This is a genomic window from Bacillus sp. OV166, assembly GCF_900177675.1.
GTDB lineage: Bacteria > Bacillota > Bacilli > Bacillales > Cytobacillaceae > Neobacillus.
In genome coordinates, this window is the sequence record NZ_FXWM01000001.1 from 2,578,511 (window position 1) to 2,600,298 (window position 21,788).

The window sequence follows — 21,788 nt, forward strand, 5'->3', positions numbered from 1 at the left end:
AATTTAAATTAATTATCATTTAATATTAATTAGTCTGTATGTATTTCCTAAAATCTATATTATCAACATTGCTGTGATGTTAATATAGGTTTTTGGATTAAATTGTGACAAATTTGTTAAGGTTTTAAAATCCCTTACTAGGAAAAATTAGGTAAGTTGATTTTACAAAAAGTGCATTTATGACTTTTGTTGTTTCAAAGCTAAACATTGTCTATTTTGGATTTAAAGTGGGATAATATAAAGGAATACATAGATAGAGGAGAGCAAAAAATGAAGGTAAAAGTTAATCGGAATGCAGCAAAAGCATTGAAGAAAATGATGGAACAAGAAGAGGCACAAGGGAAATTGTTTCGAGTATATGTGACAAGTATCCACGGGGACCACGCCCATTATGATTTAAAGCTTGATACACCAACAGAAAACGATGTAGTGGTTACAAGTGATAAAGAAATTGACTTTATTCTTGATAAAAATGATCCGACATTAAATAATATCTGGATTCAATATTTCCAATTACCAAAAGAAGAATGGCTAATTACCAACCCAACAATGGGTGTTCATCATCACCATTAATAAAACAAGAAAAAACGCTTGTGAGTTCACTGCGTTTTTTTTTGGTGACTATTTTCTTTTCTTTCTATTGACAATTATTTAACACACTTTTTCGAGGATATGATATATGAAGTAGTCCATTATAAATTTGTGTTTGCATTAAATGAACATATGTTGGTTCTGGAAGTTCAATTACACGTTCAAAATCACCATATATTCGCTCTCTTTTCATTTCCATTTCAAATGGTAGAACCGGCTTTATTCTGCCATTAATTTTTAAATGTGTATTTGTGATTAAGTTAATTGAAAGATCTTCTTGATTTACTCCAGGTATTTCAAAAATAATAAAGTAATAATTTTCATTTTGATATATATCAAATTTTGGATTACATACCGCTTCTCTAAAAAATTCATCAGGATGTTTTTGCTTAAGTACACTAGACCAAAAATTGCTCTCTCTATATTCATTTGTAATCTCTAGCCATTTTCTCATTTTTTCTATATCCATCTTACTACTCCTTTAAATTTGATTGGCGATAGGCATAGAAGGGTTAGCTATTTGATCCTGATCACTAATATCTGGATCTATATTGCCTGAGTTCATAAGAGAAGAAGCAGGTGAAAAATCACCTAAAGAAAAATTTGCTCCGACAAATTTACTATTGGCAGTATGGCTGTTATGCACAGTGGGACCTATATCAACATTTCCGTTTTGCGTAGCTCCATTAATCTTAAAATTTAAAATATTTATTTGAAATGGCATATCATATAACCCCTATAATGTTAGATTGGTAGTACAGGTTGAATGGGTTTATTTACATTTGCAACATCAGTAGTTCCAATTGAAGTTTGATCATTGACGTCAGGATCATTTAATAGGTTTTCCATCATTGCCTCAGTCGGTGAAGTGTCTCCATATGAAGCATTAATTCCTTGCGATTTAGTATTGGAAGTGGGACTATTATGAGATGCTTCCCCTATAGTTATGGAACCATTACCCGAAATACTATTGATTTTTAAATAATATAAATTGATTACAACCGATGGCATCTTTAAACACCTTTCTATCCTTTGGCTTATGGGTACTATATGCTAAAGTGTGCCTATTTGTTACTTAATGGTATTCCTGTATTATGATTGAATGTGGATTCGCAGGGTTCTTTTTTGTTTAACGTAAATGTATTATGTAAACTTAATGATTTGATTAGTTTTTAGTAATGATGTTAATCTTATAATGGGAAAAGTTAGAAGGGAGAATGTTTAAACATATGGATAATTTTATTAATGATGTTGAAATCAAATTAGTAGCACTTGATATGGATGGCACACTATTAAATAATAAAGGCCAGATATCGGAAGCAAATCGCCAGGCAATTAAAGCAGCAAAGGACAAAGGAGTTTTTGTCGTACTAAGTACTGGACGTTCTGTGATTACTAGTCGAGAGCATGCTGATTCATTGGAGCTGAATTCATATTTGGTAACGGTAAATGGAAGTGAGATTTGGGATGAGAAACGGGAACTAGTGGAAAGGAATTTGGTTAAATCGGAGCTGGTTGAGTGGATGTGGGGGTTATCTCAACAGCATAACACAAAATTTTGGGCGATAAGTACCGAGCGTAATTGGCATAATGAAATGCCGGCTGACCTACATACACTGGAATGGATGAAATTTGGCTTTAATATCGATGATGACGCAACAAGAGCACTAATCTTTAATGAATTACACGCTAAAGGTGAATTTGAATTAAGCAATTCAACCCTGAAGAACATAGAAGTGAATCCAGCTGGTATTAATAAAGCGAAAGGACTGGGGATTGTGTGCAGCCGGCTGGGTTTGGAAATGAAAAATGTTATGGCCGTTGGGGACAGCCTCAATGATTTAGCGATGATCAAAGCAGCTGGTTTGGGTGTAGCGATGGGAAATGCTCAGGATACGGTAAAGGAGTCCGCTGACTGGGTAACAGAAACCAATGAAGAGGATGGAGTAGCGGAAGCAATCCATAAATGGGTGCTTTCAAAATAAAATTTGGATGAAAAATTTATTTAAGAATTAGAATGGTATATGCAAACAGGAAATGGGTAAAAATAATTAGGCAAGTCAATTTGCAATTTACATGTAATTGTTACATGCTAGGAGGCTACAAAAATGGAACATGGTAAAGTAAAATGGTTTAACGGTGAAAAAGGTTTTGGATTCATTGAGCGTGAAGGTGGAGAAGATGTATTTGTTCACTTCTCAGCTATTCAAGGCGAAGGATACAAAACGTTAGATGAAGGTCAAGAGGTTACGTTTGAAATTGAAAGTGGTCAACGTGGACCACAAGCAGTAAACGTCCGTAAAGCATAATGACCCACCGATAAAACAGGCCCAAGCATTTGGGTCTGTTTTTTATTGGAAAAACCGTTCTGTGTGAACAATGAATGAGCGTCCCATTTACAAAAAACCCTCTACATAAATGTAGAGGGTTAATTTAACGATTGATTTCCTTGACTCTGCCAACTTGTCCATCCGTCAGCCGCACTTTAATTCCATGAGGGTGAAAACTTGACTTGGTCAATATATCCTTAACAGTCCCCTCAGTGAGTTTCCCGCTTCTTTGATCTGCTTTTAGGACTATTTTGACTAAAGTTCCTGGGACAATGTCTACTCTATTTTGACCACTAGACACCCATTTTTCTCCGTGAATTACTTACCTTTTTAGTCTGCTGGCTTTGTAGCTTTTTAGTTGCCTGTGAGCTATTTAAGCTTGAATTTCCTCCGGCCGCTTTGTTTTTCTTATTTTCCAACTGCTGTTTCATCGCTTCTTGAAGACTAATTTTCTTCTTCGGTTCTTCCTGTGGATTGGTTTGGTTTAAATCACTCATAAAAAATCCTCCTAATAAAGTGTTAACTACATTATAAGCTATTTTCGTCCAAATTAAAATTTAACCATTAATTCTTTAACTTGCCTTAAAATGTTCATATTCTTTAAAATATTCTTTTAATCAATCATACTAAAATATGGTAGAATGAACATGAGTGACGTCCGCGGACAATTTCAATCACAACTAAGGGCTTACTAACATAAAAGTAAAAATTTTTTGGACGTTATTTCTCATTTTTGGAATAACGTCCTTTATTTTTAATACCTATGTAATAGTGGGTACATGTTAATCTAGTGATAATCAATATTAATTTATATTAATTATAATTTAATATTGATTTTAATAAGATTTATATTATAATTTGTTTAAGCTTTAAAAAAAATAGTTTACGAGGTGATCAAATGGGTAATGGTAACAAACACTTAACAACAGGAAATGGAGCACCAGTCGGTGATAATCAAAATTCTATGACGGCTGGATCACGTGGACCAACATTGATTCAAGATGTACATTTACTAGATAAATTGGCACACTTTAATCGTGAGAGAGTTCCTGAACGTGTTGTCCACGCCAAAGGTGCCGGAGCACATGGCTATTTCGAAGTGACCAATGATATGTCAAAATATACAAAAGCAAAATTGTTTAATAGCGTTGGAAAACGTACACCTATGTTTATTCGCTTCTCAACTGTAGCAGGTGAACTTGGTTCAGCGGATACAGTTCGTGATCCGCGTGGGTTTGCAGTTAAGTTTTATACGGAAGAAGGAAACTATGATTTAGTAGGAAACAACACGCCAGTCTTCTTCATTCGCGATGCGATTAAATTTCCTGATTTCATTCATACTCAAAAAAGAGATCCTAAAACCCATTTGAAAAATCCAACCGCAGTTTGGGACTTCTGGTCACTGTCACCTGAATCCTTACATCAAGTTACCTATTTAATGGGTGACCGAGGACTTCCAGCAACACTAAGACATATGAATGGTTATGGCAGCCATACCTTTAAATGGGTAAATGCGGATGGAGCGGCAGTTTGGGTCAAATATCACTTTAAATCCGAGCAAGGTGTTAAGAATATGGCACCAGAGCTTGCTGGTAAGTTAGCTGGTGATAATCCTGATTACCATACGGAAGACTTATTTAATGCAATTGACAAGGGTGACTTCCCAGCATGGAGGCTCCATGTTCAAATCATGCCATTTGAAGATGCTGAAACATATCGCTTCGATCCGTTTGATGTCACAAAGGTATGGTCACATAAGGACTACCCATTAATCGAGGTTGGACGTATGGTACTCAACCGTAATCCTGAAAACTATTTTGCAGAAGTCGAGCAGGCCACATTCTCTCCTGGAACAATGGTCCCTGGTGTTGAGGCTTCGCCAGATAAAATGCTTCAAGGCCGACTATTTGCTTATTCGGACGCCCACCGCTATCGTGTAGGACCGAATCATAATTTGCTCCCAATTAACCGTCCGAAGGTAGAAGTAAATAACTATCAACGTGACGGTGCAATGCGTTCCGATAATAATGGTGGTGGTTCGGTTTACTATGAGCCAAACAGTTTTGGAGGACCAAAGGAAGAACCTGAACATAAACAAACTGCTTTCCAGGTTACTGGCCTTGCTGAACAAGTAGCCTATGATCAAAATGACCACTACACACAAGCAGGTGATTTATATCGCTTAATGTCAGCAGAGGAGCGGGCCCGCTTAATTGAAACAGTTGTAGGCGCAATGAAGCCAGTTGAGAGGGATGACATAAAGCTTCGTCAAATTCAACATTTCTACAAAGCAGACCCAGAATATGGTGAGAAAGTAGCCAAAGGGTTAAATCTAGCTATTCCTCAAGAGGTAAAGTAACTATTAAACTAGTAAAGGCCGTTCATTTAGTTGAGCGGTCTTTTTTCATATAGTGAATTCGGAGGATTACGGTTATTCCTTATTGTGTTATAATTTCCATTTAATTGGAAAAAATAAATAACAATAAGTGATAAGGAGCCTGCTCGTGAATCTTAACGTGATGTATGGTGCGATATTTATTTTTTCAGCAATAAAATGGGGCGATTGGAAAAATTGGAAATCTTATTATCCAACCTTTCTCTTTTTAATGGTAGGTGATTTGGTTTATCAATTTTTATTCTATAAGCATAGTATGTGGGAATATGTACCAGTAGGAAGTGATAAAAGCTGGGCTAAGCACACCCATATTGCTTTTTTGATTATGTTAATTAAGTATCCTGCAACTATTAGCATGTTCCTTGGTAATATGCCCAAGGCAGCATGGAAGAAACTAGTGTTTATCCTATTCTGGACACTTCTCTATACGATTAATGAATTCACTGATTTGAAATTAGGTGTAATAGTGCATAAAAATGGCTGGAATTTAGGCTGGTCAGCTTTTTTTAATTTCGTCATGTTTATTGTTTTAGATGTTCATTATAAAAAGCCGCTTTTAGCTTGGATTCTTTCTGCTATCTTTGCTACTTTCCTGTGGAATGTTTTTAAGATACCACAAAGTATTCTAAAATGAATCGTCCTCCACTAACCTATTTTAGGGTGCTTTTTTGCATTTTTTGAAATAAATTTACTGATTTGGTCGAAATATATATGCAGGATTTAGAGGACTAAGATTAGAATTATATTAATATGATGATTCAAAAGGGGGATTAGCATGAGTATCCAGGTAATAGAAAAAGAAGAAATGAAAGTTGTTGGGATTTCATGGAATGGAACTTACTCACAAATCAGTACACTTCCACGTCTTTTTCAAGAAATGGTTAATCGACTAGAAGAAGTATCCTATCAAACGAAAGAACCTGTCTTGATTGCACCTTTTCATAGCCGGGAAACAGAGTTCACCTATTATGTAACAACGCCCGTAGAAAAAATTGACGAAATTCCCGATGGTATGGTTGGATTTACGATTCCAAGTAAAAATTATGTTTTTGCTACTCATAAAGGACCGCAAGAGGAAGTCCAAAATACATATCAACAAATATATGCTTTGATGAAAGAATATGGCTATGAACAGGATCACAATGCATTAAGCATTGAAGTATATAAAGAAGAGCATAAACATCTGTATGCTTCTGGGGAGCTTCACTTTGATATTTATTTACCAGTAAAGACTTATAAAGAGTAAACTAATTCTTTCAATTGAAGCAAGCTAAGGGAAGAAGCAATCACCTTAGCTAATGGATTTTATGTGAAATAATAATCAAATAATTTTAGTATGAAAATACTTTTTAGTGCGTTTTCCTTTACTGTTCCAATAAAGTATACTATCATTAATTTAAGAATTGTATATTTCCTTCGGGGTCGCGTGACGGTCATAACTCAACCGATTGAAGTTAATTAAAAAGCCTGTGTTAAGGCTATTTAAAAGTGGTTTCTTTGATTTCAATTACTGGCCGTTCGCCCAAACCACCAGAGTGGGATTTGAGACATTCGATTTGTACCGTATCAAAAATGGTGGTTAAGATTCGTTTTCGATTCTCTAACGAGATATCCTGCCATTTGGTTTTAATGTTTTCGATGATAGTATTAATCACTTCAGATGTTGGAGTTTCTTGGTTAATTTCGAGAGAGCGAGTTAATTCGTTCTCTTTTTCTATTTCGGCATCCATTTTTTCTTTGTAATCCTTTTTCGTTAGATCCCCATCCACATATAACTCTTTCCAGCGCGCTTTCCGTTCTTCAATCCGTTTTAGTTCTTTCTTGATTTCTTTTATATCAACTTCTTGCTGATCAGGAGCGTCGGTTTCAACTGGTAGATATTCAAGAGATTTAATAAATTCTTGTTCAATGGTATCCTCAGCAATTACAGGCATATCACAAATTTTATATTCAAAGCGGCCAGAGCATTTATAAAACCGGTGCACGGTTCCGTCAGCTCGATTCCTTTTTCCACCTGACATGGAATGTCCGCAGCGGGCGCATCTTAAAACGGAGGAAAAGGGGTAAACGGTCCTCGATTTCCAACCTGTATTCTTACGATCTTTCCGTGTTTTCTTAATCTCTTCGTAAACTTCTTTGGTGATAATAGCAGGGTGATTACCTTCCACAATCACTTCCTCATAGGTACGGTTGCCTTGCTTCGTACGGTAATTCCACCTTAGAGCTCCATAATAGACAGGATTGGTCACGACATAGTCTACAGCACTATGATTCCAGTGAGCGCCTGTTCTTGTTCGTATCCCGTTCTTATTTAGTTCCTCAGTGATCATCTTCTTACCCTTGGTATGAAATGCTTCGAACATCCATCGTACCCACTTCGCCTCTACTTCATCAATAGCCAACTTACCTTGATCGTCCAGATAATAACCAAAAGGAGCACGGCCTCCATTACGGGAACCTTCCTCATGCTTTCTAGCCATCCCCATATAAGTTCTCTCTGCCAGTTGCTCTCGTTCAAATTGGGCAAGAGAAGCAAAGATATTGATTAACAGTTTGCCTTGAGCTGTTGTCGTGTCATAGGGCTCTGTGACGCTTTTAAAGGCAACCTTATTTTTTTCGAAAGTGTTTAGAAGAATATTGATATCCGAAACATTTCTGGATAGACGGTCTAATTTGTAAACCAATACCACATCGAAATGAGGAATATCTGATAATAACGACTGTAGCTGGGGACGCTCCATATCCTTTGCTGATCTGCCTTCCTCAACATATTCCTTGTAAATTGTCCAGCCTTGAGAAAAGCAGTAGGCTCTCATTTTGTCTAATTGTGCGGCAAGAGAATATCCTTCTTTTGACTGTTCCTCAGTTGAAACCCTGGGGTATAATGCTGCTTTCATGTTTTCTCACCTCCATCAACCATTATAAAACTAAAATAAAAGGTCAGTACGTGTTAATTATTGGTTACCTCGTTATTGACTACTTGCATTAATCGATTTCCGAATATATTCAAATCAAGTAAATGCTCTAAATAATTCGCATCGATGATCATTCGATTAATGTTATAAGGATCCACATTAAAAAAATTTAGTTGTTTCTTTATGGCCTTTAAATTGATGGCAAAATCATTTGGATAGGAGGGATGAAGAAACAATTCCATTACATGTGCATCTGAGTCACTATTTTGAAATTCCGAAATGGGTAAAAACTCAAATTCATCGTCAATAGGAAAAAGATGCATTTTCTTGCCCCAGTTCACTTCACCACGATTCACCTCAATACAATACCAACGGGGAATAGGGTGACCTTCATCAACATCAAAATAGACCTTGTTTTTTCTTTTTACTTTAGTGGAGAAATATTGTTTGATTTCATTTGGTGAGAATAAATCTTCTAACAAAGGATAAGTTTCCATTTCATATTGCTCCTTTTCTTCAGCAATCTTTGTAGGCGGGATAGGTAGATTAGGTAAACGAACATCTATTTTAGATTGAAGAATCCGTCGTTTGATTTGTTCCACTCTCTTTTTTGCTAATGATTCCGGAACTTTAAATACCATTTGTATCAACTTAATAATCTGATACTCGAGGGGCGGGAGTTCAAGCTCCTTTAGCATGAAAAAGGGGATAGCAGCATAAAGTTGAAATTGATTTGCCTGAGCTTCTTGCAGCTCCCTAAATTTTTTACTCATATTCTTGGTTTGGTCCCCACAATGTAACATGGGATGACCTAGTTCATGAAAGAAAACCTTTCTTTGATTTTCTTCAGTTTCGTCAGGATCCAAAAAAATCACTGAAAAATCATCTTCCCAAATCGCCCGTTGCGGACCATTATTTGAAAAGTCTAATTCTATTTGAAAAAGATTTGCTACATTTCGAATAGCTAAATCAGAAGGGGTTAAAATATTTCTCTCCATGAACATTTTTTCTATTTTCCGTTCGGTTTCAGTGAGAGTATATCCACTTAGCACTGTACATTCCTCCAAAACTAATCAATTATATTGTTATTATACGAATATATGTTCTGTTTTACAATAAAAAGAAAATGCCCATATTATGGACATTTAGAAATGCAACTACTGAAATCATATTTATTAATTTATTCACTGAATACTTTTAAAAAATTCATCAAGGTTATCAACTTTTGAAGCTAAATTTGGTATATCTTTAAAAGAAAGATTTGTTAAGCAACTTCTCAAATAGTATGTTTTCTCATTGTTATTTTTATTGGTTCTGTACCCCAACTTTGCATTAATAAAGCCAGTTTGTTCAACGATTGGATTCTCTGATAAGAATTTAGCAATTTCATTCGATTTTACTGTGTAAAGTGTAGTGTCTTCTTGTTTATTATAATATTGTCCGATCAAATATCCAACAATAGAACTACCTTGCATTAGAACAGAGGACACAAAAAAATCACTTATTGGATTGCCTTTGTCAACTGAATATACATCAGTTGATAGTTTCATTAATTTTTTATATGATTCAGAATTAGGAAGGACTATCCTAATTCCCTCAAAGTCTTCATAGGAACCTAACGATTCAATTTCTTCTGGAGAATAATACACCCGTTTTTCCTCTTGTGTTGCAATGTCAGTTGCTGCTGATTCTTGTACCAATTGGTTTTGCATAACATTCTCAAATTTTTCACTAATTAATTCAGATAAAGCTTCGTGGATACTTTTTTGGATTAGAGGCCGAGCAGTATTAATAAATTGCTGCGTAACTTTAAATTTAAAACGTTCTTTTATGACAAATCTAATGAAATCGTCATTAGGAGTATCGAAAATCTCCTTAATTACTGACTTAAAAGATTGAGAGTAAATAAGTGATTCAGCCATAATTTTTATGCTTTCATAGTCGTAAAGGTTTTTAGAAAACTTAATCAAATTGTTAAAATCTTCATCAGTATAGTTTGTAATATTAAAAACAAAAAACGGCTTGGGATCCATTATATTTGCGTCATTTAGATCTGTAAAAAAATGATATTCTACTCCGTTTGTTAAGATACCTAGTCGAACGCTAGGAAAAGTACTAAAATATCTACTAAGTTGTGGAGCGCTTTTTGTAATTTTATTGTTTACAGATTTAGCTTCAACAAAAATTTTGGGTGCACCATTAATAGAAATAGCATAGTCAACTTTTTCATTCTTTTTATGGAAATCCGCAGTGAATTCTGGTGTTACTTCTTGAGGGCTATATATATCGTATCCAAGTCCCCTGAGGAGAGGTAAGATTAAAAACTGTTTCGTTGATTCCTCATTTTTAATTAAATCTTTGTTGTCATTAACAACTTTGTTTAATGTGTCTAACGTTTCAATAAGATTCACTTTTTGTGTTCTCCTTCGCCCCTAATTAATTTTTACATTATCATTATGTAATCCCATGTTCGTGTGAAAAAAGTCCTTATGTTTTTCCAAAATAAAAAGACACCTAGCCAAAAAAATATAGGTCTTGGTGTCTTTTTATTTATCTTCGTTGCGTTCTTTAGTCATTTTCCTCTTTTTCAGTTCCCGGAAAATTTCAAGTTGGATTTCTAAATGTTCTTTTTCTTCATCCGTTAAATTGTCAAAATCGTGGAAGGCGGTGTTGATTTCTTCGTTTTTCTTTTTTTCATCTGTATCAATATAGCCAGCTTTACTCATTAATTCGTCATAATCAACTTTTAATGCTTTCGCTAATTTTGCAAGCGTTTCAGGCTTGGGATTTTCTCTTTTCCCATTCTCTATCCTAGAAATTTGAGCAGCACTTACCCCAGCATATTGAGCTAATTGGTTTACCCCTAAATTTTTTGATTCTCTTATCTTTTTAATGTAGGCTCCAATTTCGGTTGTTTCTTCCGAATTCACTTTTTTCACCTCAATCGGAAAATAGTATCTACTTATACTTATATTTAAATACAATATTACCTGTAGGTAAATGGTTTGTTATCAAAAGTATTACCCGTAGGTAAAAACGGTAAATATTACATAATCGAAAAGTTTTTGTAATTTTATTGGGTTTATCTATTGCCTACTGGTAACGATGATGCTATATTATTACCAAGAGGTAACGAATGGGAGGTGATGCAGTGAAACTAACATTGAATGTTGAGAAAGTTAAAGAATATATGAAGTTTAAAGGTTGGGATGAAAGGGCTCTTGCGGAAGAAATGGGCGTTTCTTACGAACAAGTTTACAGAGTGTTTAGAGGACTTCGTAACCCAGGAAATGAATTTATTGCCAAAATTTTAAAAACGTGTGCCGGAGCTGATTTTGAACAGCTATTTATTTTTGATGAAGTGTTACCTAAAGGGAATGATGATTCTAACATAAACTTTTAACCTTGGAAGGAGGAAGCAACTTGGTAATAAGGTTGAATGAGCAACAATCCAAAATCCTAATCGATATCGCTTTAAAAGATTTGCTACCTAAGGAGCTGGAAAAGCGGAAAAGAGAAAAGGAACTCTCGAGGAGGGATTGAAAATGGCCGCAATTCCAAACTACCTTGCGACAGATCGCTACTGGAAAGGAGTTATTCACTTATTTCAGAATAGCTCTAAGTTAAAAAGTTTGTTTACCACAAAATATTTTGATTTAGAGAATGGATCAATCAAAATTACAGCTTTAAAAAGGGCAGCGGCTCCATGGTCCCAATCTGAAAAGTTCATGTTGAACTTAGCATTACACCTTTATAACGATAGCAACAAAGTAAATTTATCGGAGATGGATTATTTAGATGATTACAACAAGAAATTAGCCATGGAAGCAATAACTTTAAGATTTTTTCGATAAGCCTAACCAGGCTTTCCTTTTTAGCTAAATTGCAAAATTTGGTGCACGAAAAGAGTTCTAAGTTAAGGAGTTGGTTCATATCGGGTACATCGCTGCTGGAGTGATACTTTTCGTCGGGGTGTTTACAGGGTACTTCCTATTTTGGGCATTTGGCTTAATGCCAAAAGAAGACGAAGGAGGTGAACAAATGGGCAATGGTACAAAAAGTGCTGAAGGAAGATCTAGAAGATGGTCTTCGGTTCGATAAACAAGGTCGTATGCTCTATCATCCGGATTTTCATTTTAACAATGGAAAACGTTACACCGAAGAAGAGCTTGAATACTTGTGTAGGTTCTTTGATTTTGACGATATTCGGACCATTTCTTTTGCTCTAGGAAGGCCAGAAACTAGCTTAGCAACTCAAGTATCTATGTTAAAAAAACAAGGTAAATTCAGTTACTACAAAAGGCTAAATAAACATTGCGTTTCAAGGAGGTGAATAAGTGAATATCCCGGTTCATGTTTATGGATGTGAGGATTGTATTTTGGTGTTTTCTGTAGAGCAGGCTTTGGAGGACCAGTCAGGTATTTGCTGCCCACAATGTGGTACTGAAAAAATTAACGATTTGGGTCCTGGAGAAATGATTTTAAGGAGGTGAGGATAAATGGATCGCAAAACATTGGAGTTAATGGAAGAAAAGTCTAAGAAAGCAAGGGAGATTGTAAATGCAATCGACGAACTTTCTGGAAAAGCTCTAAGCATCGAAGGTTGCGAAGAAGTTGAGTTTTTCGGAATGCGTGATTGTTTATCAATTCAAGTAACTGATAAACCACTATTGGAGGAATTTAAGTTTGCTTTCGTTAATGCTGCAATAAAAGAAATCGAAAGGCTAGAACAGGAACTAGCTGAATTATAAGGGAGGCGAGCCTCTTGAAGAATGATTATGAAGTTCGTGGGGATGTTACGGCAATATTTTTAAATAGTCCAAAATACGGTCCGCTGGAGACGTTTATTGATACACAGGATTTACCTAGGGTGCAAGAATTCCCTAATAAGTGGTATGCGCGTTGGGACCCAAGTATAAATGGTTTTTATTGTGTAGGCAACTCGAAGCAAGGAACGGTTATAATGCACCGTTGGATTTTAGGCGCTCCAAAAAATATCCATGTTGACCACTACAATCATGAAACATTAGAAAACGTGAAAAGCAATCTTAGATTATTAACAAATGCAGAAAACCAGCAAAATCGAAACGGAGCGCATAAACAAAGTAAATCAGGTATACGCGGAGTGTATTGGAACAAACAACATAAAAAATGGCGAGCGCAAATTGGGTTAAATGGTAAGGATATTTTTCTTGGGTACTTTGATGATATTCAAGAGGCAAAACGTATTGTCATGGACGCAAGAGCAAGAAACATGCCATTTTCAAAAGAAGCAATGAAAGCGAGGTAAAAGGATGATTATAAAATTTATATCTCTTACTCTACAAAACTATAAATCCCACTGTGACCTTACAGTGAACTTTGGCGAGACCACTAAGATCACAGGGGAAAATGCAATGGGTAAAAGCTCCATTCCAGAAGCAATTACATTTACAGTATACGGCACAGACGTGTTCGGGGGAAAGCTGGACCCTACACCACTAACTTATGCAGCTGAAGAAACTTTAGTACAACTTCTTTTATCGGTTGATGGAAAATCACTATTACTCGGCCGCGGGTTAAAGAAGGGAAAAGCATGCTATTACATTAATGAAGTGCCTTCGAAAGCAACAGAATTCAATGAAATTGTGGAGCAATTATTTGATAAAGATCTGTTTCTCTCGCTTTTTAATCCATCCTATTTCTTCACTCTTAAATGGGATAAGCAAAGGGAAATGCTATTAAAATATGTAACTGCACCTGCGAATAAGGAAGTACTTAAGAAACTACCAGAATTGCAAGCTGAGACATTAGGAACCTTGCTAAAAAAACATAACTTAATTGATATTGACAAAATACATCGAGACAACAAAAACAAAAAAGACAAAGAATATATCGCTGCGCAAAGCCGTACTAAAACCATTCTGGAACAACTGGAACGTTTACCGAGTGTAAATGCCCCTGTTGAGTCATTAAAGGCTGAAATTAGTCAATATGAAAGACAAATTAAAGAGATTGAAAGAGTCACAGATACTGCTGGTGATAAGAACCGAGTCTATAACACTACTCAATCCAAATTAAGAGGGTTGCAGGACCAAATTGAAATGTCAAAAGAGCGTTGGCCGGCACTTAAAAACGAGGCCATTGAAGATACTTGTCGCACCTGCAAACGACCGCTTGATGAAGATTCGGTGGAAGCTGTTAAAACAGATAAAGAAACTCGTATCGAGCAATACAAGGCGAATCATAACAACCTGATTAAACAACGTGATGAACTGAAAAACCAGCTTGCGGAGATGGAATACATTGATGTGTCTGAACAGTTCGAACACGTTAGGGAATTAGAATCCAATCGCCAGTCATTACTTAATGCCATTAGGACCGTTGATGAATACGAGCACCTTCGAACCCAAGTGGATGTTGCTAAGAAAAACGAAAAAGAGATCCTACAGTCCTTAAACGATTCAATTTTTGTCCTAGATAGCATAAAGGCTTTTAATGCAAAATCAGCCGAATTGCAAGCTGAAAAAGTACAAGCTTTATTCACAACACTTTCAATCAGATTGTTCAAGCAAAACAAAGGCGATGGAGAATTTAAACCAGATTTTGAAATTGAAATGAATGAAAAGCCTTACAGGACATTATCGCTATCCGAAGGCATCCGTGCAGGGTTAGAACTTCGTGATGTGCTTAGTCAGCAAAGCGGGATCATTACTCCTTGTTTTGTTGATAATGCCGAATCGATTACAAGCTTTAAACAACCGAATGGCCAGTTGATTACATCTAGAGTTGTCGCTGGGCAGGAATTAAAAATTGAGGTGGGTGCATGAAAAACGGTAAGAGGCCAACGCGAAACCAAAAGAAAAAAGTTATAGAAGCAGGATTAAATCCAGGTAATTGGTTGGTTGTTAAAAACCAATCTGACCAAATGATTCTGGTTCACCGGGAAACAGGTACCACAAAAACTATTTTTGTTTAGGAGGAAAATAAATTATGTCAAAAAATCAACTAGCAACATTACCACTAACACCGGAAATTTCAGAAGCATTTGCACCGGCTGTGCTGGAAGTTATCCGCACATCAATTGCACCAACAGCTACAGACACTGAGTTTTTATTATTTGCTCACAAAGCAGCTTCATATGGTTTGGATCCGTTTAAAAACGAAATCTTTTTCATCAAATACGGAAACACCGCTCGCATTCAGTTTGCAGCTGAGGCCTACCTAGCAAAAGCCAGGGCAATGGAAGGATTTCAACCACCTGATACGCAAATGGTCCATGAAAATGATGAATTTAAAATTGCAATGAATAAAGAAACAAAAGAATTAGAAGTTACTTTACATGAGATCGGCTTTCCAAGAGGCAAGATTATCGGTGCATATTCTATTGCATACAGAGATGGGCACCGTCCAGTGACTGTTGTATTGGACATCGAAGAAGTGGCCCATATGTTTACAGGACAAAACAAAGACAACTGGAACAAATGGACATCAGATATGTTTGGAAAACATGTACAGCAACGTGCTCTAAAAAAGCAGTATGGTCTTGAATTTGATGATGAAACCATTACTAATGGTTCACAGGAAAACACAATTCCAGTGTACAAGTCACAAGAGCGAAAAGATATCACTCCTAACCACGATGTGATTGATGTTCATCCTCAACAACAACCGCAAGACGAAGGAGCTGCAAAGTTGAAAGCAGTCCGCACAGAGGTATCTAAAAAATTCAAAAAGTTAGGTATCGACAAAGAAAATCAAACGGAATATGTGGAAAAGCACATTAAAGATTTTAAAGGTTCACTCTCCGATTTTGTTGGTTTAAGCCAATTACTTGACATGCACATCGAAATGCAGGAAGCACAAGCCAGTGATGGCGACATGTTGGATTAATCCATGAAAGTAGATATCTTAGCATCGGGATCCGGGGGCAATTGCATCGCTCTCAGGTCCTCTGAAGCTACTATTCTAGTGGATGTAGGAATAGCCAAAACGAAGGTTGAGAAACGGCTTCTTGATGTAGGTATTCGTCCAGATAGCATCAGAGCCATTTTAATAACACATGCTCACTCAGATCACGTCAAAGGCTTACCACTTGCCAACAAATATAAGATTCCTGTTTATGCTGCTGATGGTGAATGGAAATCCCTAAAAGGCGTGGAAGAGGACTTACAGCGACCAATTAAAGCAGGCTCGGATATAAACATTGATGATTGGTACATCGAATCATTCAAAACTCACCATGACGCATACAGCCCCCTTGGGTACGTTCTCAGTGATTACAAAGGGCAGAAGTGTTCCGTCTGTTTAGATACAGGTCATGTGGATCAAAATATGCTGGCCACAATGGAATTTTCAAACATCTACATTATCGAGGCTAACCATGAACCTAATATGGTTGAAGTATCTGATTATCCCAACAGTGTTAAAGCCAGGATACTTTCTCACATTGGACATTTGAGTAATGAGCAAACCGCAGAAACGCTTTCTAAGCTAATTTCAGGTCTCGGTGAACAAATATACCTGACACATCTATCAAGCAATAACAACATGCCTGCGCTGGCTGAAATGACGGTAAAAAGAGCATTAGCAAGAAAAGGATTTAAAGTTGGTACACATTATCATTTAGAGGTGATTTAAGTGGAAGAAGCAGAGTGGGAGAGCATCGAAGCTTATTACATTGCTAGGCTTAATAAAGAAAAGGAAAAAGTGATTGATTTAACTGAAATAATCAATAAACAAAACAAAGTACTCGAACAAGTAAACTTTCACATTCAACTCTTATCCAGGACCTTGAAAACAGCTTGTAAAGAAATTGATAGATACAGAGAATTGGAGAAAGCAAAATAGACAGGATGATTACTCATGGCAAACCCACAAACTGAAAAAGGTTATACCAAGGTTGCTAATGAGATATTAGAACACATCTCAAAAACCGATCTCAACGGTACGCAAATGCGAATTGTCTTGGTGATATGGCGCTATACATATGGCTTCAGTAGGAAACAGCACGAATTATCACTTACTTTTCTCTCTGAAGCGATAGACACCAGGAAGAGTCATGTCGACCGAGAACTCACGGCTTTAATAGAACGCAAGATTGTTAGTATCGTTGGGATCGGTTCAAGGAGGGGAAGGGTTTTGAGCTTCAACAAGAACTACGAAGAATGGCAAGAACGTCCTACAGATGTAGTACATCAATCATCGTCCCACAATAGTAGTACATCATCGTCCACTACCTGTAGTACGATATCGTCCCACATTTGTGGTACCAAGAAAGAAAGTATTAAAGAAAATATTAAAAAAAATACTCGTCAACAAAAAACGTATGACGAGGACAGCAGTTATTTTAAAATGGCCCTTTACTTCTTTGATAAAGTTTCAGCTGTAGCGAATGAAGCTGGCGTAGGACATTTAATTAAAAAAGTTAATCTACAAAAGTGGGCAGATGATTTTAGAAAGCTGATTGAAAATGATGGAGTAGACAAGCATTTGGCAAAAGCAGTAATGGATTGGGTAACACAAGATGCATTTTGGAAAACAAATGTTTTATCTGCTAAAAAGCTTCGGGAGAAATTCAGTGAACTTGCTATTAAAATGAAAAACTCCCAAAAAAATAAAATACCAAAACCAATTCAACACTTAGATACAAGAGATAAAGATATTGAGTTTCAAAAATGGTGTGCGAATGGAGGCAATCCAGATGAATTTAACTGGACATGACATAGAAGCTGAACAATCGGTGCTGGGTGCGATCTTCCTTGAAGCTTCAGTTATGGACGATATCACTTTTTTAGAAGAACGTGATTTCTCTGTCCCGCGTCACCAGTCGATCTATAAGGTTATGAGGTACCTAGAAAAGAAAGGTCAACCTGTCGATATAATCACCGTAACCAATGCAATAGCTAAATTCGGAAACGTAGAGGATTTGGGTGGGGTTTCGTACCTTTCAAAACTAGCAGCATCCTGTCCTACTACGGCAAATACTGAATATTACGCTCGGATCGTTCGCTCCAAAGCCATGGAAAGACGAACAAGAAACATGGGCGATATTATTTCAGGCATGTCTAGGGATGATTACGAAACAGATGAGGAGTTTTTCTCGAATATTGAAAACCTAATAGCCGAACTGAGGCCACAGGATAATGCAAAAATGCTTAATTTTTCCGAAACAAAAGAAGAGTATTATACACACCTCAAAACGCCGGCGGAATTTATTAAAACTGGATTCGATGAGTATGACAAATGGGCACAAGGTTTATGGAGAGGTTGGCTATTTATCAGTGCCGGCCGGCCGTCTGTAGGGAAAACTGCCTTAGCTTTGCAAAGAATATACGGTGTGGCTAAACAAAATCAGGGATGCGTTCTTGTTTGGAGTCAAGAAATGAAACGAAATGCTTTAAAGGATCGAATGATGTCCGCACAGACAGGAATAGCATTCCAAAAAATCAAAATGAAAAACTTGAATGAAAAGGAACAATCTTTAGTCAATTTTGCTTATGACGAATATGTGCACTTGCCTATTTTCATGCAAGATTCTTCTGGTGTAACCATTGACGAGATTAAAGCAACAGCAAAGCAATTTAAAAAGAAATACGGAAAGATTGCCATGATTGTTGTTGATTATCTGCAAATCATGAATATCCCTCAAACCAAAGGCGATACAAGAGCATTAGCCATCGGACGTGTGACTGGACAAGCAAAACAAATTGCCATGGATATGGATTGTTGTTTCATGATGTTGTCCCAAATGACAAGGGAATCAGATAAAAGAGGACGGCCATTACTCTCTGATCTAAAAGAATCTAGCTCCATTGAACAAGATGCAGACGTTGTTGAATTCTTGTGGAGTGAGGGAGAAAAAACAACACAAGGGAAAATAATCATTCAAACCTTCGCTAAAGGCCGCGATGTCGGTGTTAATGAGTTCAAGCTTCTTTTCATGAACTGGAAACAGAAATTCACCGAAATTCCAGATGAAATTAAATAATGAAAGTGAAGGAGGACAGACAAAATGACATTTGATTTTGAAGCGATAAAAAACAAATACCTTAATGATAATGGTTCAAAGATCTTTGTTGGAAATGCAAATGAAATTAGGAGTTTAATTCTTTCTTATGAGGAACAGCAAAAGGCTCTCGAAGAAATGTCCAAAGAATTAAGGGTCGCTAATGGCATGATAAAGGAATTAAAGGCAGAAAGACGTTTGGAACAAAAAAAAACACCCTACGATGATTTGGATGACTGAGTAATGGACTATTCAACAGCTACTAAAAAGCAACTCTATGAAATTGCCTTGGACGAGAATAATAGATTAGTTGAACGGTATGCAGCTGTAAAAGAATTGCAGAGAAGGAGGATGAAAGGTGATGACTCGCTTTGTAGGAATTGACCCATCAACTAAAACAGGGTTTATCGCAATAGATCAATCAGGACAGGTCGTCCGGGCTAAAGAGCTTACTGGCGTTGGCTCTGAGGATCTGCGTAGGATGTCTACTCTTATCGATGAAGTTATAGCCCATGTTAAGCCCGGCGACTTTATTTGTATAGAAGGTTTTCCCTTTGATACTCAGCGTGCCATGTTTGCAGGAGGATTGCACCACGGCATAAGAAACGAATTGTTTAAGAGAAAACTTCCCTATTATGAAGTTGCCCCGAATGCCGTAAAAAAATTCGTTAATGTTACTGGTTGGACAGGAGAAGTAGGTAAAAAAGAACGCCTAACAGGACCACAGAAAAAACGAGTTGTTATGAAAGCAGTCTTGGAACATTATTCGTTTGAGCATAAGAGCGACAACGTAGTGGATGCTTACATTTTGGCTCAAATTGCTCAAGAAATATGGATGGAGCAGAATATATTCCGATTATTACCACAACATCAAGCAGAAGTGATTCAGCAAATCTTACATCCAGAACCAAAAGCAAAAAAGAAAAAGGCTAAAGCATGAGAAGAAAAGATTTCCCTGTCACCATCCACCGTCAAAGGAAGCATGAGGCGGAACAAGCCATAAAAGACCTGGAGGAAAGAGGATTTGTCCTTATCTTTCCACTAACGGAACTAAAAAGCGATGGAAAAACCTTTACCCGGGATTCTTATAACAGAAAAATCTTTGTTGAAAATACCGAAAACAGTTGCTGGATTGCGAAAATGAGAAAGGTTGAAGAAGCATGAAATTAGTTAGTTGCAGCAGGTGTGGAAATGTATTGGCTAGCAATAAAACGGTCGTGATTGAGCAAAAACGAGTTTGTCATGAATGTAGGAAAAAGGCGAGTCAGGCAATAACCAAAATTTAATAGGTTACTCCAAACTGTTTAGGAGATGTGCTTATGGACGATATCGATTACCAGGCACTAACGGAAAAACTTGCCAATGTGACCATACAGAATAAGCAGTTGCGCCGGGCCAATATCAATAAGGATAAAACAATCAGGCATTTAGGAAGAGTGATTAAGAAACTCAAAGATGCTGCTGCTAAGGACCGGAAGCCGCATTATAAAAACAGCAAAAGAGGAGCTAAAAAAGGAGGGAAAAATTAATGGAAGTTGTATATCAGCATCCTTGGTGGACAACCTTAGGGGTCATCATTGCTTTTGGTTTTTTGAGTGAAATTGGACGGAAGAAATGATGTGCCTTTGACCCATATTGTGAAGTAAATAAATGTCAATTATTGTGAATGTATAAAAAAAATAAAGCCAGGAAACTCCTGACTAAATTCTTATACTTCATGAGGCTTTGCTTATTCTATCTTTATCGTAATTAGAAACATGCTTCATATGTAGGTTTAGTAATTTATCTAATTCTTGGCTATATGATATTGTTTCAGGGCTATTGATACCTTTACTTTTTGCAACATTCACCAATGTTTCTTTCATTACATTTATACGTTTTAACAAGGATAATTCAAGTGTATATTTGTTCATTTTTTTAAAATTCTCCTAGATAAAATTATTGATTTTATCACACTAAAACATTATAGAATAAATTTCGGATTATGAAATAGATTCGACAAATGTTGTCGAAATTAGACATAGGTTAAAACTGCACAATACGAGAAAACTGTACAATTGATGGAAAAGACGACAAAAAAGAAGCGTGAAAAAACACACTTCCACTAAAAATTAAGGTGTTAGATTCTAGATTTGGGCATGGTGCTTAAACCCTATTTATTAATTAGTAACTACCACCCATTAAAGACGCACCAACAATAATTAATAGGATGAAGAGGACAACAATTAAAGCAAAGTTGCGCATAAGGTCTCACCCCCTTTATTTCAAGCTTGTACATCTTATGTGAAATATCTTGATACCGAAATGGACAAACATGGAATTATATCAAATAGATTAGTGTATTGCACATTACGAACAAATAATGACGCAAAAAAGGAGGATAAATCGATGCAGAAACCCTTTCACTATCCTCATATGTATTACAACGAAGTTATTTACTACTTGGAGCAACAATGGCGCCGCCAGTTAACAGATCACGAAAAGCATGTCCTAATCGAAGGATATAAGTTTGGCAGATTAACAGAAGCAGAAAATGAAATAAAAATCCTTTTTGTGAAGTGAGGTGTATA

The 21,788-nt window shown here is 36.5% G+C and carries 36 protein-coding genes; 25 read left to right on the plus strand and 11 right to left on the minus strand.

From position 1 onward, the window contains the following. Positions 1-270: 270 nt before the first annotated feature. A complete protein-coding gene (locus tag CCK98_RS12260; protein WP_088086841.1) occupies positions 271-573 on the plus strand; it encodes a heme biosynthesis protein HemY in 303 nt (100 codons plus the stop codon). Positions 574-637: 64 nt separating this feature from the next. On the opposite strand, the gene CCK98_RS12265 is transcribed toward CCK98_RS12260, so the two are convergent. Genes CCK98_RS12265 through CCK98_RS12275 form a run of 3 tightly spaced genes read right to left on the minus strand, consistent with a single transcriptional unit; the run spans position 638 to position 1,602 of the window. Next, entirely contained in the window at positions 638-1,060 is a 423-nt protein-coding gene (locus tag CCK98_RS12265) for an Hsp20/alpha crystallin family protein (RefSeq protein ID WP_088086842.1), read from the minus strand. 12 nt (positions 1,061-1,072) lie between these two features. Continuing rightward, positions 1,073-1,315, minus strand: a complete 243-nt coding sequence (locus CCK98_RS12270; RefSeq protein WP_088086843.1) for a spore germination protein — start codon at positions 1,313-1,315, stop codon at positions 1,073-1,075. Between the two features lie 20 nt (positions 1,316-1,335). Continuing rightward, entirely contained in the window at positions 1,336-1,602 is a 267-nt protein-coding gene (locus CCK98_RS12275) for a spore germination protein (protein ID WP_088086844.1), read from the minus strand. Between the two features lie 218 nt (positions 1,603-1,820). Here CCK98_RS12275 and CCK98_RS12280 point away from each other — a divergent pair, with 218 nt between their 5' ends. Together CCK98_RS12280 and CCK98_RS12285 are read left to right on the plus strand one after the other, a co-directional pair. Further along, on the plus strand, positions 1,821-2,576 hold the full coding sequence (locus CCK98_RS12280) for a Cof-type HAD-IIB family hydrolase (RefSeq protein ID WP_088086845.1): 756 nt from the start codon (positions 1,821-1,823) through the stop codon (positions 2,574-2,576). Between the two features lie 123 nt (positions 2,577-2,699). Further along, positions 2,700-2,900, plus strand: a complete 201-nt coding sequence (locus CCK98_RS12285) for a cold-shock protein (protein WP_088086846.1) — start codon at positions 2,700-2,702, stop codon at positions 2,898-2,900. A 124-nt stretch (positions 2,901-3,024) separates the two neighbouring features. On the opposite strand, the gene CCK98_RS12290 is transcribed toward CCK98_RS12285, so the two are convergent. After that, entirely contained in the window at positions 3,025-3,222 is a 198-nt protein-coding gene (locus tag CCK98_RS12290; RefSeq protein WP_088086847.1) for a YwbE family protein, read from the minus strand. After that, positions 3,215-3,418, minus strand: coding sequence for a hypothetical protein (locus CCK98_RS12295; protein ID WP_088086848.1), 204 nt, complete (start codon positions 3,416-3,418; stop codon positions 3,215-3,217). The genes CCK98_RS12290 and CCK98_RS12295 overlap by 8 nt, the downstream gene beginning before the upstream one ends. 401 nt (positions 3,419-3,819) lie before the next feature. Here CCK98_RS12295 and katA point away from each other — a divergent pair, with 401 nt between their 5' ends. From katA to CCK98_RS12310, 3 genes are all read left to right on the plus strand, one after another. Then, positions 3,820-5,280 carry a catalase KatA gene (gene katA / locus CCK98_RS12300; protein WP_088086849.1) on the plus strand — a complete coding sequence of 487 codons (1,461 nt, stop codon included), beginning with the start codon at positions 3,820-3,822 and terminating at the stop codon, positions 5,278-5,280. A 145-nt stretch (positions 5,281-5,425) separates the two neighbouring features. Next, positions 5,426-5,950 (plus strand): CBO0543 family protein, encoded by a 525-nt coding sequence (locus tag CCK98_RS12305; protein ID WP_088086850.1) that lies wholly within the window; start codon positions 5,426-5,428, stop codon positions 5,948-5,950. 141 nt (positions 5,951-6,091) lie between these two features. After that, positions 6,092-6,562, plus strand: coding sequence for a GyrI-like domain-containing protein (locus CCK98_RS12310; protein WP_088086851.1), 471 nt, complete (start codon positions 6,092-6,094; stop codon positions 6,560-6,562). Between the two features lie 232 nt (positions 6,563-6,794). Here CCK98_RS12310 and CCK98_RS12315 read toward each other — a convergent pair whose 3' ends face one another. The 4 genes from CCK98_RS12315 to CCK98_RS36810 all read right to left on the minus strand — a co-directional run bounded on the left by CCK98_RS12315 (position 6,795) and on the right by CCK98_RS36810 (position 11,161). Beyond that, positions 6,795-8,213, minus strand: a complete 1,419-nt coding sequence (locus CCK98_RS12315; protein WP_088086852.1) for a recombinase family protein — start codon at positions 8,211-8,213, stop codon at positions 6,795-6,797. Between the two features lie 53 nt (positions 8,214-8,266). Continuing rightward, the gene (locus CCK98_RS12320) at positions 8,267-9,283 is read right to left on the minus strand and encodes an ImmA/IrrE family metallo-endopeptidase (protein ID WP_088086853.1); all 1,017 of its coding nucleotides are present in this window, start codon (positions 9,281-9,283) and stop codon (positions 8,267-8,269) included. A gap of 132 nt (positions 9,284-9,415) precedes the next feature. Beyond that, positions 9,416-10,642 carry a type I restriction endonuclease gene (locus CCK98_RS12325; protein ID WP_088086854.1) on the minus strand — a complete coding sequence of 409 codons (1,227 nt, stop codon included), beginning with the start codon at positions 10,640-10,642 and terminating at the stop codon, positions 9,416-9,418. Positions 10,643-10,777: 135 nt separating this feature from the next. Continuing rightward, positions 10,778-11,161 (minus strand): helix-turn-helix domain-containing protein, encoded by a 384-nt coding sequence (locus tag CCK98_RS36810; RefSeq protein WP_306298936.1) that lies wholly within the window; start codon positions 11,159-11,161, stop codon positions 10,778-10,780. A gap of 221 nt (positions 11,162-11,382) precedes the next feature. On the opposite strand from CCK98_RS36810, the gene CCK98_RS12335 reads away from it, so the two are divergent. From CCK98_RS12335 to CCK98_RS12405, 18 genes are all read left to right on the plus strand, one after another. Continuing rightward, positions 11,383-11,634, plus strand: a complete 252-nt coding sequence (locus tag CCK98_RS12335; RefSeq protein WP_179195779.1) for a helix-turn-helix transcriptional regulator — start codon at positions 11,383-11,385, stop codon at positions 11,632-11,634. Positions 11,635-11,776: 142 nt separating this feature from the next. Continuing rightward, positions 11,777-12,085 carry a hypothetical protein gene (locus CCK98_RS12340; protein WP_088086856.1) on the plus strand — a complete coding sequence of 103 codons (309 nt, stop codon included), beginning with the start codon at positions 11,777-11,779 and terminating at the stop codon, positions 12,083-12,085. A gap of 194 nt (positions 12,086-12,279) precedes the next feature. Continuing rightward, positions 12,280-12,564 (plus strand): DNA-entry nuclease, encoded by a 285-nt coding sequence (locus CCK98_RS12345; RefSeq protein WP_088086857.1) that lies wholly within the window; start codon positions 12,280-12,282, stop codon positions 12,562-12,564. Positions 12,565-12,568: 4 nt separating this feature from the next. Further along, positions 12,569-12,724, plus strand: a complete 156-nt coding sequence (locus tag CCK98_RS35275; protein WP_179195780.1) for a hypothetical protein — start codon at positions 12,569-12,571, stop codon at positions 12,722-12,724. A gap of 6 nt (positions 12,725-12,730) precedes the next feature. Then, positions 12,731-12,982 carry a hypothetical protein gene (locus tag CCK98_RS12350; RefSeq protein ID WP_088086858.1) on the plus strand — a complete coding sequence of 84 codons (252 nt, stop codon included), beginning with the start codon at positions 12,731-12,733 and terminating at the stop codon, positions 12,980-12,982. A gap of 14 nt (positions 12,983-12,996) precedes the next feature. Then, positions 12,997-13,521 (plus strand): AP2 domain-containing protein, encoded by a 525-nt coding sequence (locus CCK98_RS35965; protein ID WP_218780153.1) that lies wholly within the window; start codon positions 12,997-12,999, stop codon positions 13,519-13,521. A gap of 4 nt (positions 13,522-13,525) precedes the next feature. Next, positions 13,526-15,040, plus strand: a complete 1,515-nt coding sequence (locus CCK98_RS12360; protein WP_088086859.1) for an AAA family ATPase — start codon at positions 13,526-13,528, stop codon at positions 15,038-15,040. Then, positions 15,037-15,189 carry a hypothetical protein gene (locus CCK98_RS35280; RefSeq protein ID WP_179195781.1) on the plus strand — a complete coding sequence of 51 codons (153 nt, stop codon included), beginning with the start codon at positions 15,037-15,039 and terminating at the stop codon, positions 15,187-15,189. Before CCK98_RS12360 ends, CCK98_RS35280 begins: the two co-directional genes overlap by 4 nt. Before the next feature lie 14 nt (positions 15,190-15,203). Beyond that, positions 15,204-16,103, plus strand: a complete 900-nt coding sequence (locus tag CCK98_RS12365; RefSeq protein ID WP_088086860.1) for a RecT family recombinase — start codon at positions 15,204-15,206, stop codon at positions 16,101-16,103. A gap of 3 nt (positions 16,104-16,106) precedes the next feature. Next, positions 16,107-16,850 carry an MBL fold metallo-hydrolase gene (locus tag CCK98_RS12370; RefSeq protein WP_088086861.1) on the plus strand — a complete coding sequence of 248 codons (744 nt, stop codon included), beginning with the start codon at positions 16,107-16,109 and terminating at the stop codon, positions 16,848-16,850. Beyond that, complete coding sequence (locus CCK98_RS12375; protein WP_088086862.1) at positions 16,851-17,060, plus strand: hypothetical protein; 210 nt, start codon at positions 16,851-16,853, stop codon at positions 17,058-17,060. Between the two features lie 15 nt (positions 17,061-17,075). Further along, positions 17,076-17,933 (plus strand): replication protein, encoded by an 858-nt coding sequence (locus CCK98_RS12380; RefSeq protein ID WP_088086863.1) that lies wholly within the window; start codon positions 17,076-17,078, stop codon positions 17,931-17,933. Next, complete coding sequence (locus tag CCK98_RS12385; RefSeq protein ID WP_088086864.1) at positions 17,914-19,200, plus strand: DnaB-like helicase C-terminal domain-containing protein; 1,287 nt, start codon at positions 17,914-17,916, stop codon at positions 19,198-19,200. Before CCK98_RS12380 ends, CCK98_RS12385 begins: the two co-directional genes overlap by 20 nt. Positions 19,201-19,224: 24 nt before the next feature. Further along, entirely contained in the window at positions 19,225-19,458 is a 234-nt protein-coding gene (locus tag CCK98_RS12390; protein WP_088086865.1) for a hypothetical protein, read from the plus strand. A 3-nt stretch (positions 19,459-19,461) separates the two neighbouring features. After that, a complete protein-coding gene (locus CCK98_RS35285; RefSeq protein WP_179195782.1) occupies positions 19,462-19,602 on the plus strand; it encodes a hypothetical protein in 141 nt (46 codons plus the stop codon). After that, positions 19,580-20,158: a hypothetical protein gene (locus CCK98_RS12395; protein WP_088086866.1), complete on the plus strand. Its 579-nt coding sequence runs from the start codon at positions 19,580-19,582 to the stop codon at positions 20,156-20,158. The genes CCK98_RS35285 and CCK98_RS12395 overlap by 23 nt, the downstream gene beginning before the upstream one ends. Continuing rightward, positions 20,155-20,382: a hypothetical protein gene (locus CCK98_RS12400; RefSeq protein WP_088086867.1), complete on the plus strand. Its 228-nt coding sequence runs from the start codon at positions 20,155-20,157 to the stop codon at positions 20,380-20,382. Before CCK98_RS12395 ends, CCK98_RS12400 begins: the two co-directional genes overlap by 4 nt. 155 nt (positions 20,383-20,537) lie before the next feature. Beyond that, on the plus strand, positions 20,538-20,747 hold the full coding sequence (locus tag CCK98_RS12405; protein WP_088086868.1) for a hypothetical protein: 210 nt from the start codon (positions 20,538-20,540) through the stop codon (positions 20,745-20,747). A gap of 186 nt (positions 20,748-20,933) precedes the next feature. On the opposite strand, the gene CCK98_RS12410 is transcribed toward CCK98_RS12405, so the two are convergent. Both CCK98_RS12410 and CCK98_RS12415 read right to left on the minus strand, forming a co-directional pair. Beyond that, positions 20,934-21,131 (minus strand): aspartyl-phosphate phosphatase Spo0E family protein, encoded by a 198-nt coding sequence (locus CCK98_RS12410; protein WP_088086869.1) that lies wholly within the window; start codon positions 21,129-21,131, stop codon positions 20,934-20,936. Between the two features lie 250 nt (positions 21,132-21,381). Further along, entirely contained in the window at positions 21,382-21,462 is an 81-nt protein-coding gene (locus CCK98_RS12415) for a YjcZ family sporulation protein (protein WP_088086870.1), read from the minus strand. 144 nt (positions 21,463-21,606) lie between these two features. On the opposite strand from CCK98_RS12415, the gene CCK98_RS35290 reads away from it, so the two are divergent. Further along, complete coding sequence (locus tag CCK98_RS35290) at positions 21,607-21,780, plus strand: hypothetical protein (RefSeq protein ID WP_179195783.1); 174 nt, start codon at positions 21,607-21,609, stop codon at positions 21,778-21,780. Positions 21,781-21,788: the final 8 nt, after the last annotated feature.

Excerpts from the sequence above, each read along its gene's own strand:
- CCK98_RS12410 (WP_088086869.1), bottom strand. The coding sequence starts at position 21,131 with ATGAACAAATATACACTTGAATTATCCTTGTTAAAACGTATAAATGTA.
- CCK98_RS12400 (WP_088086867.1), top strand. The coding sequence starts at position 20,155 with ATGAGAAGAAAAGATTTCCCTGTCACCATCCACCGTCAAAGGAAGCAT.
- CCK98_RS12365 (WP_088086860.1), top strand. The coding sequence starts at position 15,204 with ATGTCAAAAAATCAACTAGCAACATTACCACTAACACCGGAAATTTCA.
- CCK98_RS35285 (WP_179195782.1), top strand. The coding sequence starts at position 19,462 with ATGGACTATTCAACAGCTACTAAAAAGCAACTCTATGAAATTGCCTTG.
- CCK98_RS12390 (WP_088086865.1), top strand. The coding sequence starts at position 19,225 with ATGACATTTGATTTTGAAGCGATAAAAAACAAATACCTTAATGATAAT.
- CCK98_RS12295 (WP_088086848.1), bottom strand. The coding sequence starts at position 3,418 with ATGAGTGATTTAAACCAAACCAATCCACAGGAAGAACCGAAGAAGAAA.
- CCK98_RS12310 (WP_088086851.1), top strand. The coding sequence starts at position 6,092 with ATGAGTATCCAGGTAATAGAAAAAGAAGAAATGAAAGTTGTTGGGATT.
- CCK98_RS12360 (WP_088086859.1), top strand. The coding sequence starts at position 13,526 with ATGATTATAAAATTTATATCTCTTACTCTACAAAACTATAAATCCCAC.
- CCK98_RS12280 (WP_088086845.1), top strand. The coding sequence starts at position 1,821 with ATGGATAATTTTATTAATGATGTTGAAATCAAATTAGTAGCACTTGAT.
- CCK98_RS12345 (WP_088086857.1), top strand. The coding sequence starts at position 12,280 with ATGGTACAAAAAGTGCTGAAGGAAGATCTAGAAGATGGTCTTCGGTTC.
- CCK98_RS12395 (WP_088086866.1), top strand. The coding sequence starts at position 19,580 with ATGACTCGCTTTGTAGGAATTGACCCATCAACTAAAACAGGGTTTATC.
- CCK98_RS12350 (WP_088086858.1), top strand. The coding sequence starts at position 12,731 with ATGGATCGCAAAACATTGGAGTTAATGGAAGAAAAGTCTAAGAAAGCA.
- CCK98_RS12380 (WP_088086863.1), top strand. The coding sequence starts at position 17,076 with ATGGCAAACCCACAAACTGAAAAAGGTTATACCAAGGTTGCTAATGAG.
- CCK98_RS12340 (WP_088086856.1), top strand. The coding sequence starts at position 11,777 with ATGGCCGCAATTCCAAACTACCTTGCGACAGATCGCTACTGGAAAGGA.
- CCK98_RS12260 (WP_088086841.1), top strand. The coding sequence starts at position 271 with ATGAAGGTAAAAGTTAATCGGAATGCAGCAAAAGCATTGAAGAAAATG.
- CCK98_RS12385 (WP_088086864.1), top strand. The coding sequence starts at position 17,914 with ATGAATTTAACTGGACATGACATAGAAGCTGAACAATCGGTGCTGGGT.
- CCK98_RS12370 (WP_088086861.1), top strand. The coding sequence starts at position 16,107 with ATGAAAGTAGATATCTTAGCATCGGGATCCGGGGGCAATTGCATCGCT.
- katA (WP_088086849.1), top strand. The coding sequence starts at position 3,820 with ATGGGTAATGGTAACAAACACTTAACAACAGGAAATGGAGCACCAGTC.
- CCK98_RS12415 (WP_088086870.1), bottom strand. The coding sequence starts at position 21,462 with ATGCGCAACTTTGCTTTAATTGTTGTCCTCTTCATCCTATTAATTATT.
- CCK98_RS12265 (WP_088086842.1), bottom strand. The coding sequence starts at position 1,060 with ATGGATATAGAAAAAATGAGAAAATGGCTAGAGATTACAAATGAATAT.
- CCK98_RS12315 (WP_088086852.1), bottom strand. The coding sequence starts at position 8,213 with ATGAAAGCAGCATTATACCCCAGGGTTTCAACTGAGGAACAGTCAAAA.
- CCK98_RS35280 (WP_179195781.1), top strand. The coding sequence starts at position 15,037 with ATGAAAAACGGTAAGAGGCCAACGCGAAACCAAAAGAAAAAAGTTATA.
- CCK98_RS12405 (WP_088086868.1), top strand. The coding sequence starts at position 20,538 with ATGGACGATATCGATTACCAGGCACTAACGGAAAAACTTGCCAATGTG.
- CCK98_RS12275 (WP_088086844.1), bottom strand. The coding sequence starts at position 1,602 with ATGCCATCGGTTGTAATCAATTTATATTATTTAAAAATCAATAGTATT.
- CCK98_RS12270 (WP_088086843.1), bottom strand. The coding sequence starts at position 1,315 with ATGCCATTTCAAATAAATATTTTAAATTTTAAGATTAATGGAGCTACG.
- CCK98_RS12285 (WP_088086846.1), top strand. The coding sequence starts at position 2,700 with ATGGAACATGGTAAAGTAAAATGGTTTAACGGTGAAAAAGGTTTTGGA.
- CCK98_RS35290 (WP_179195783.1), top strand. The coding sequence starts at position 21,607 with ATGCAGAAACCCTTTCACTATCCTCATATGTATTACAACGAAGTTATT.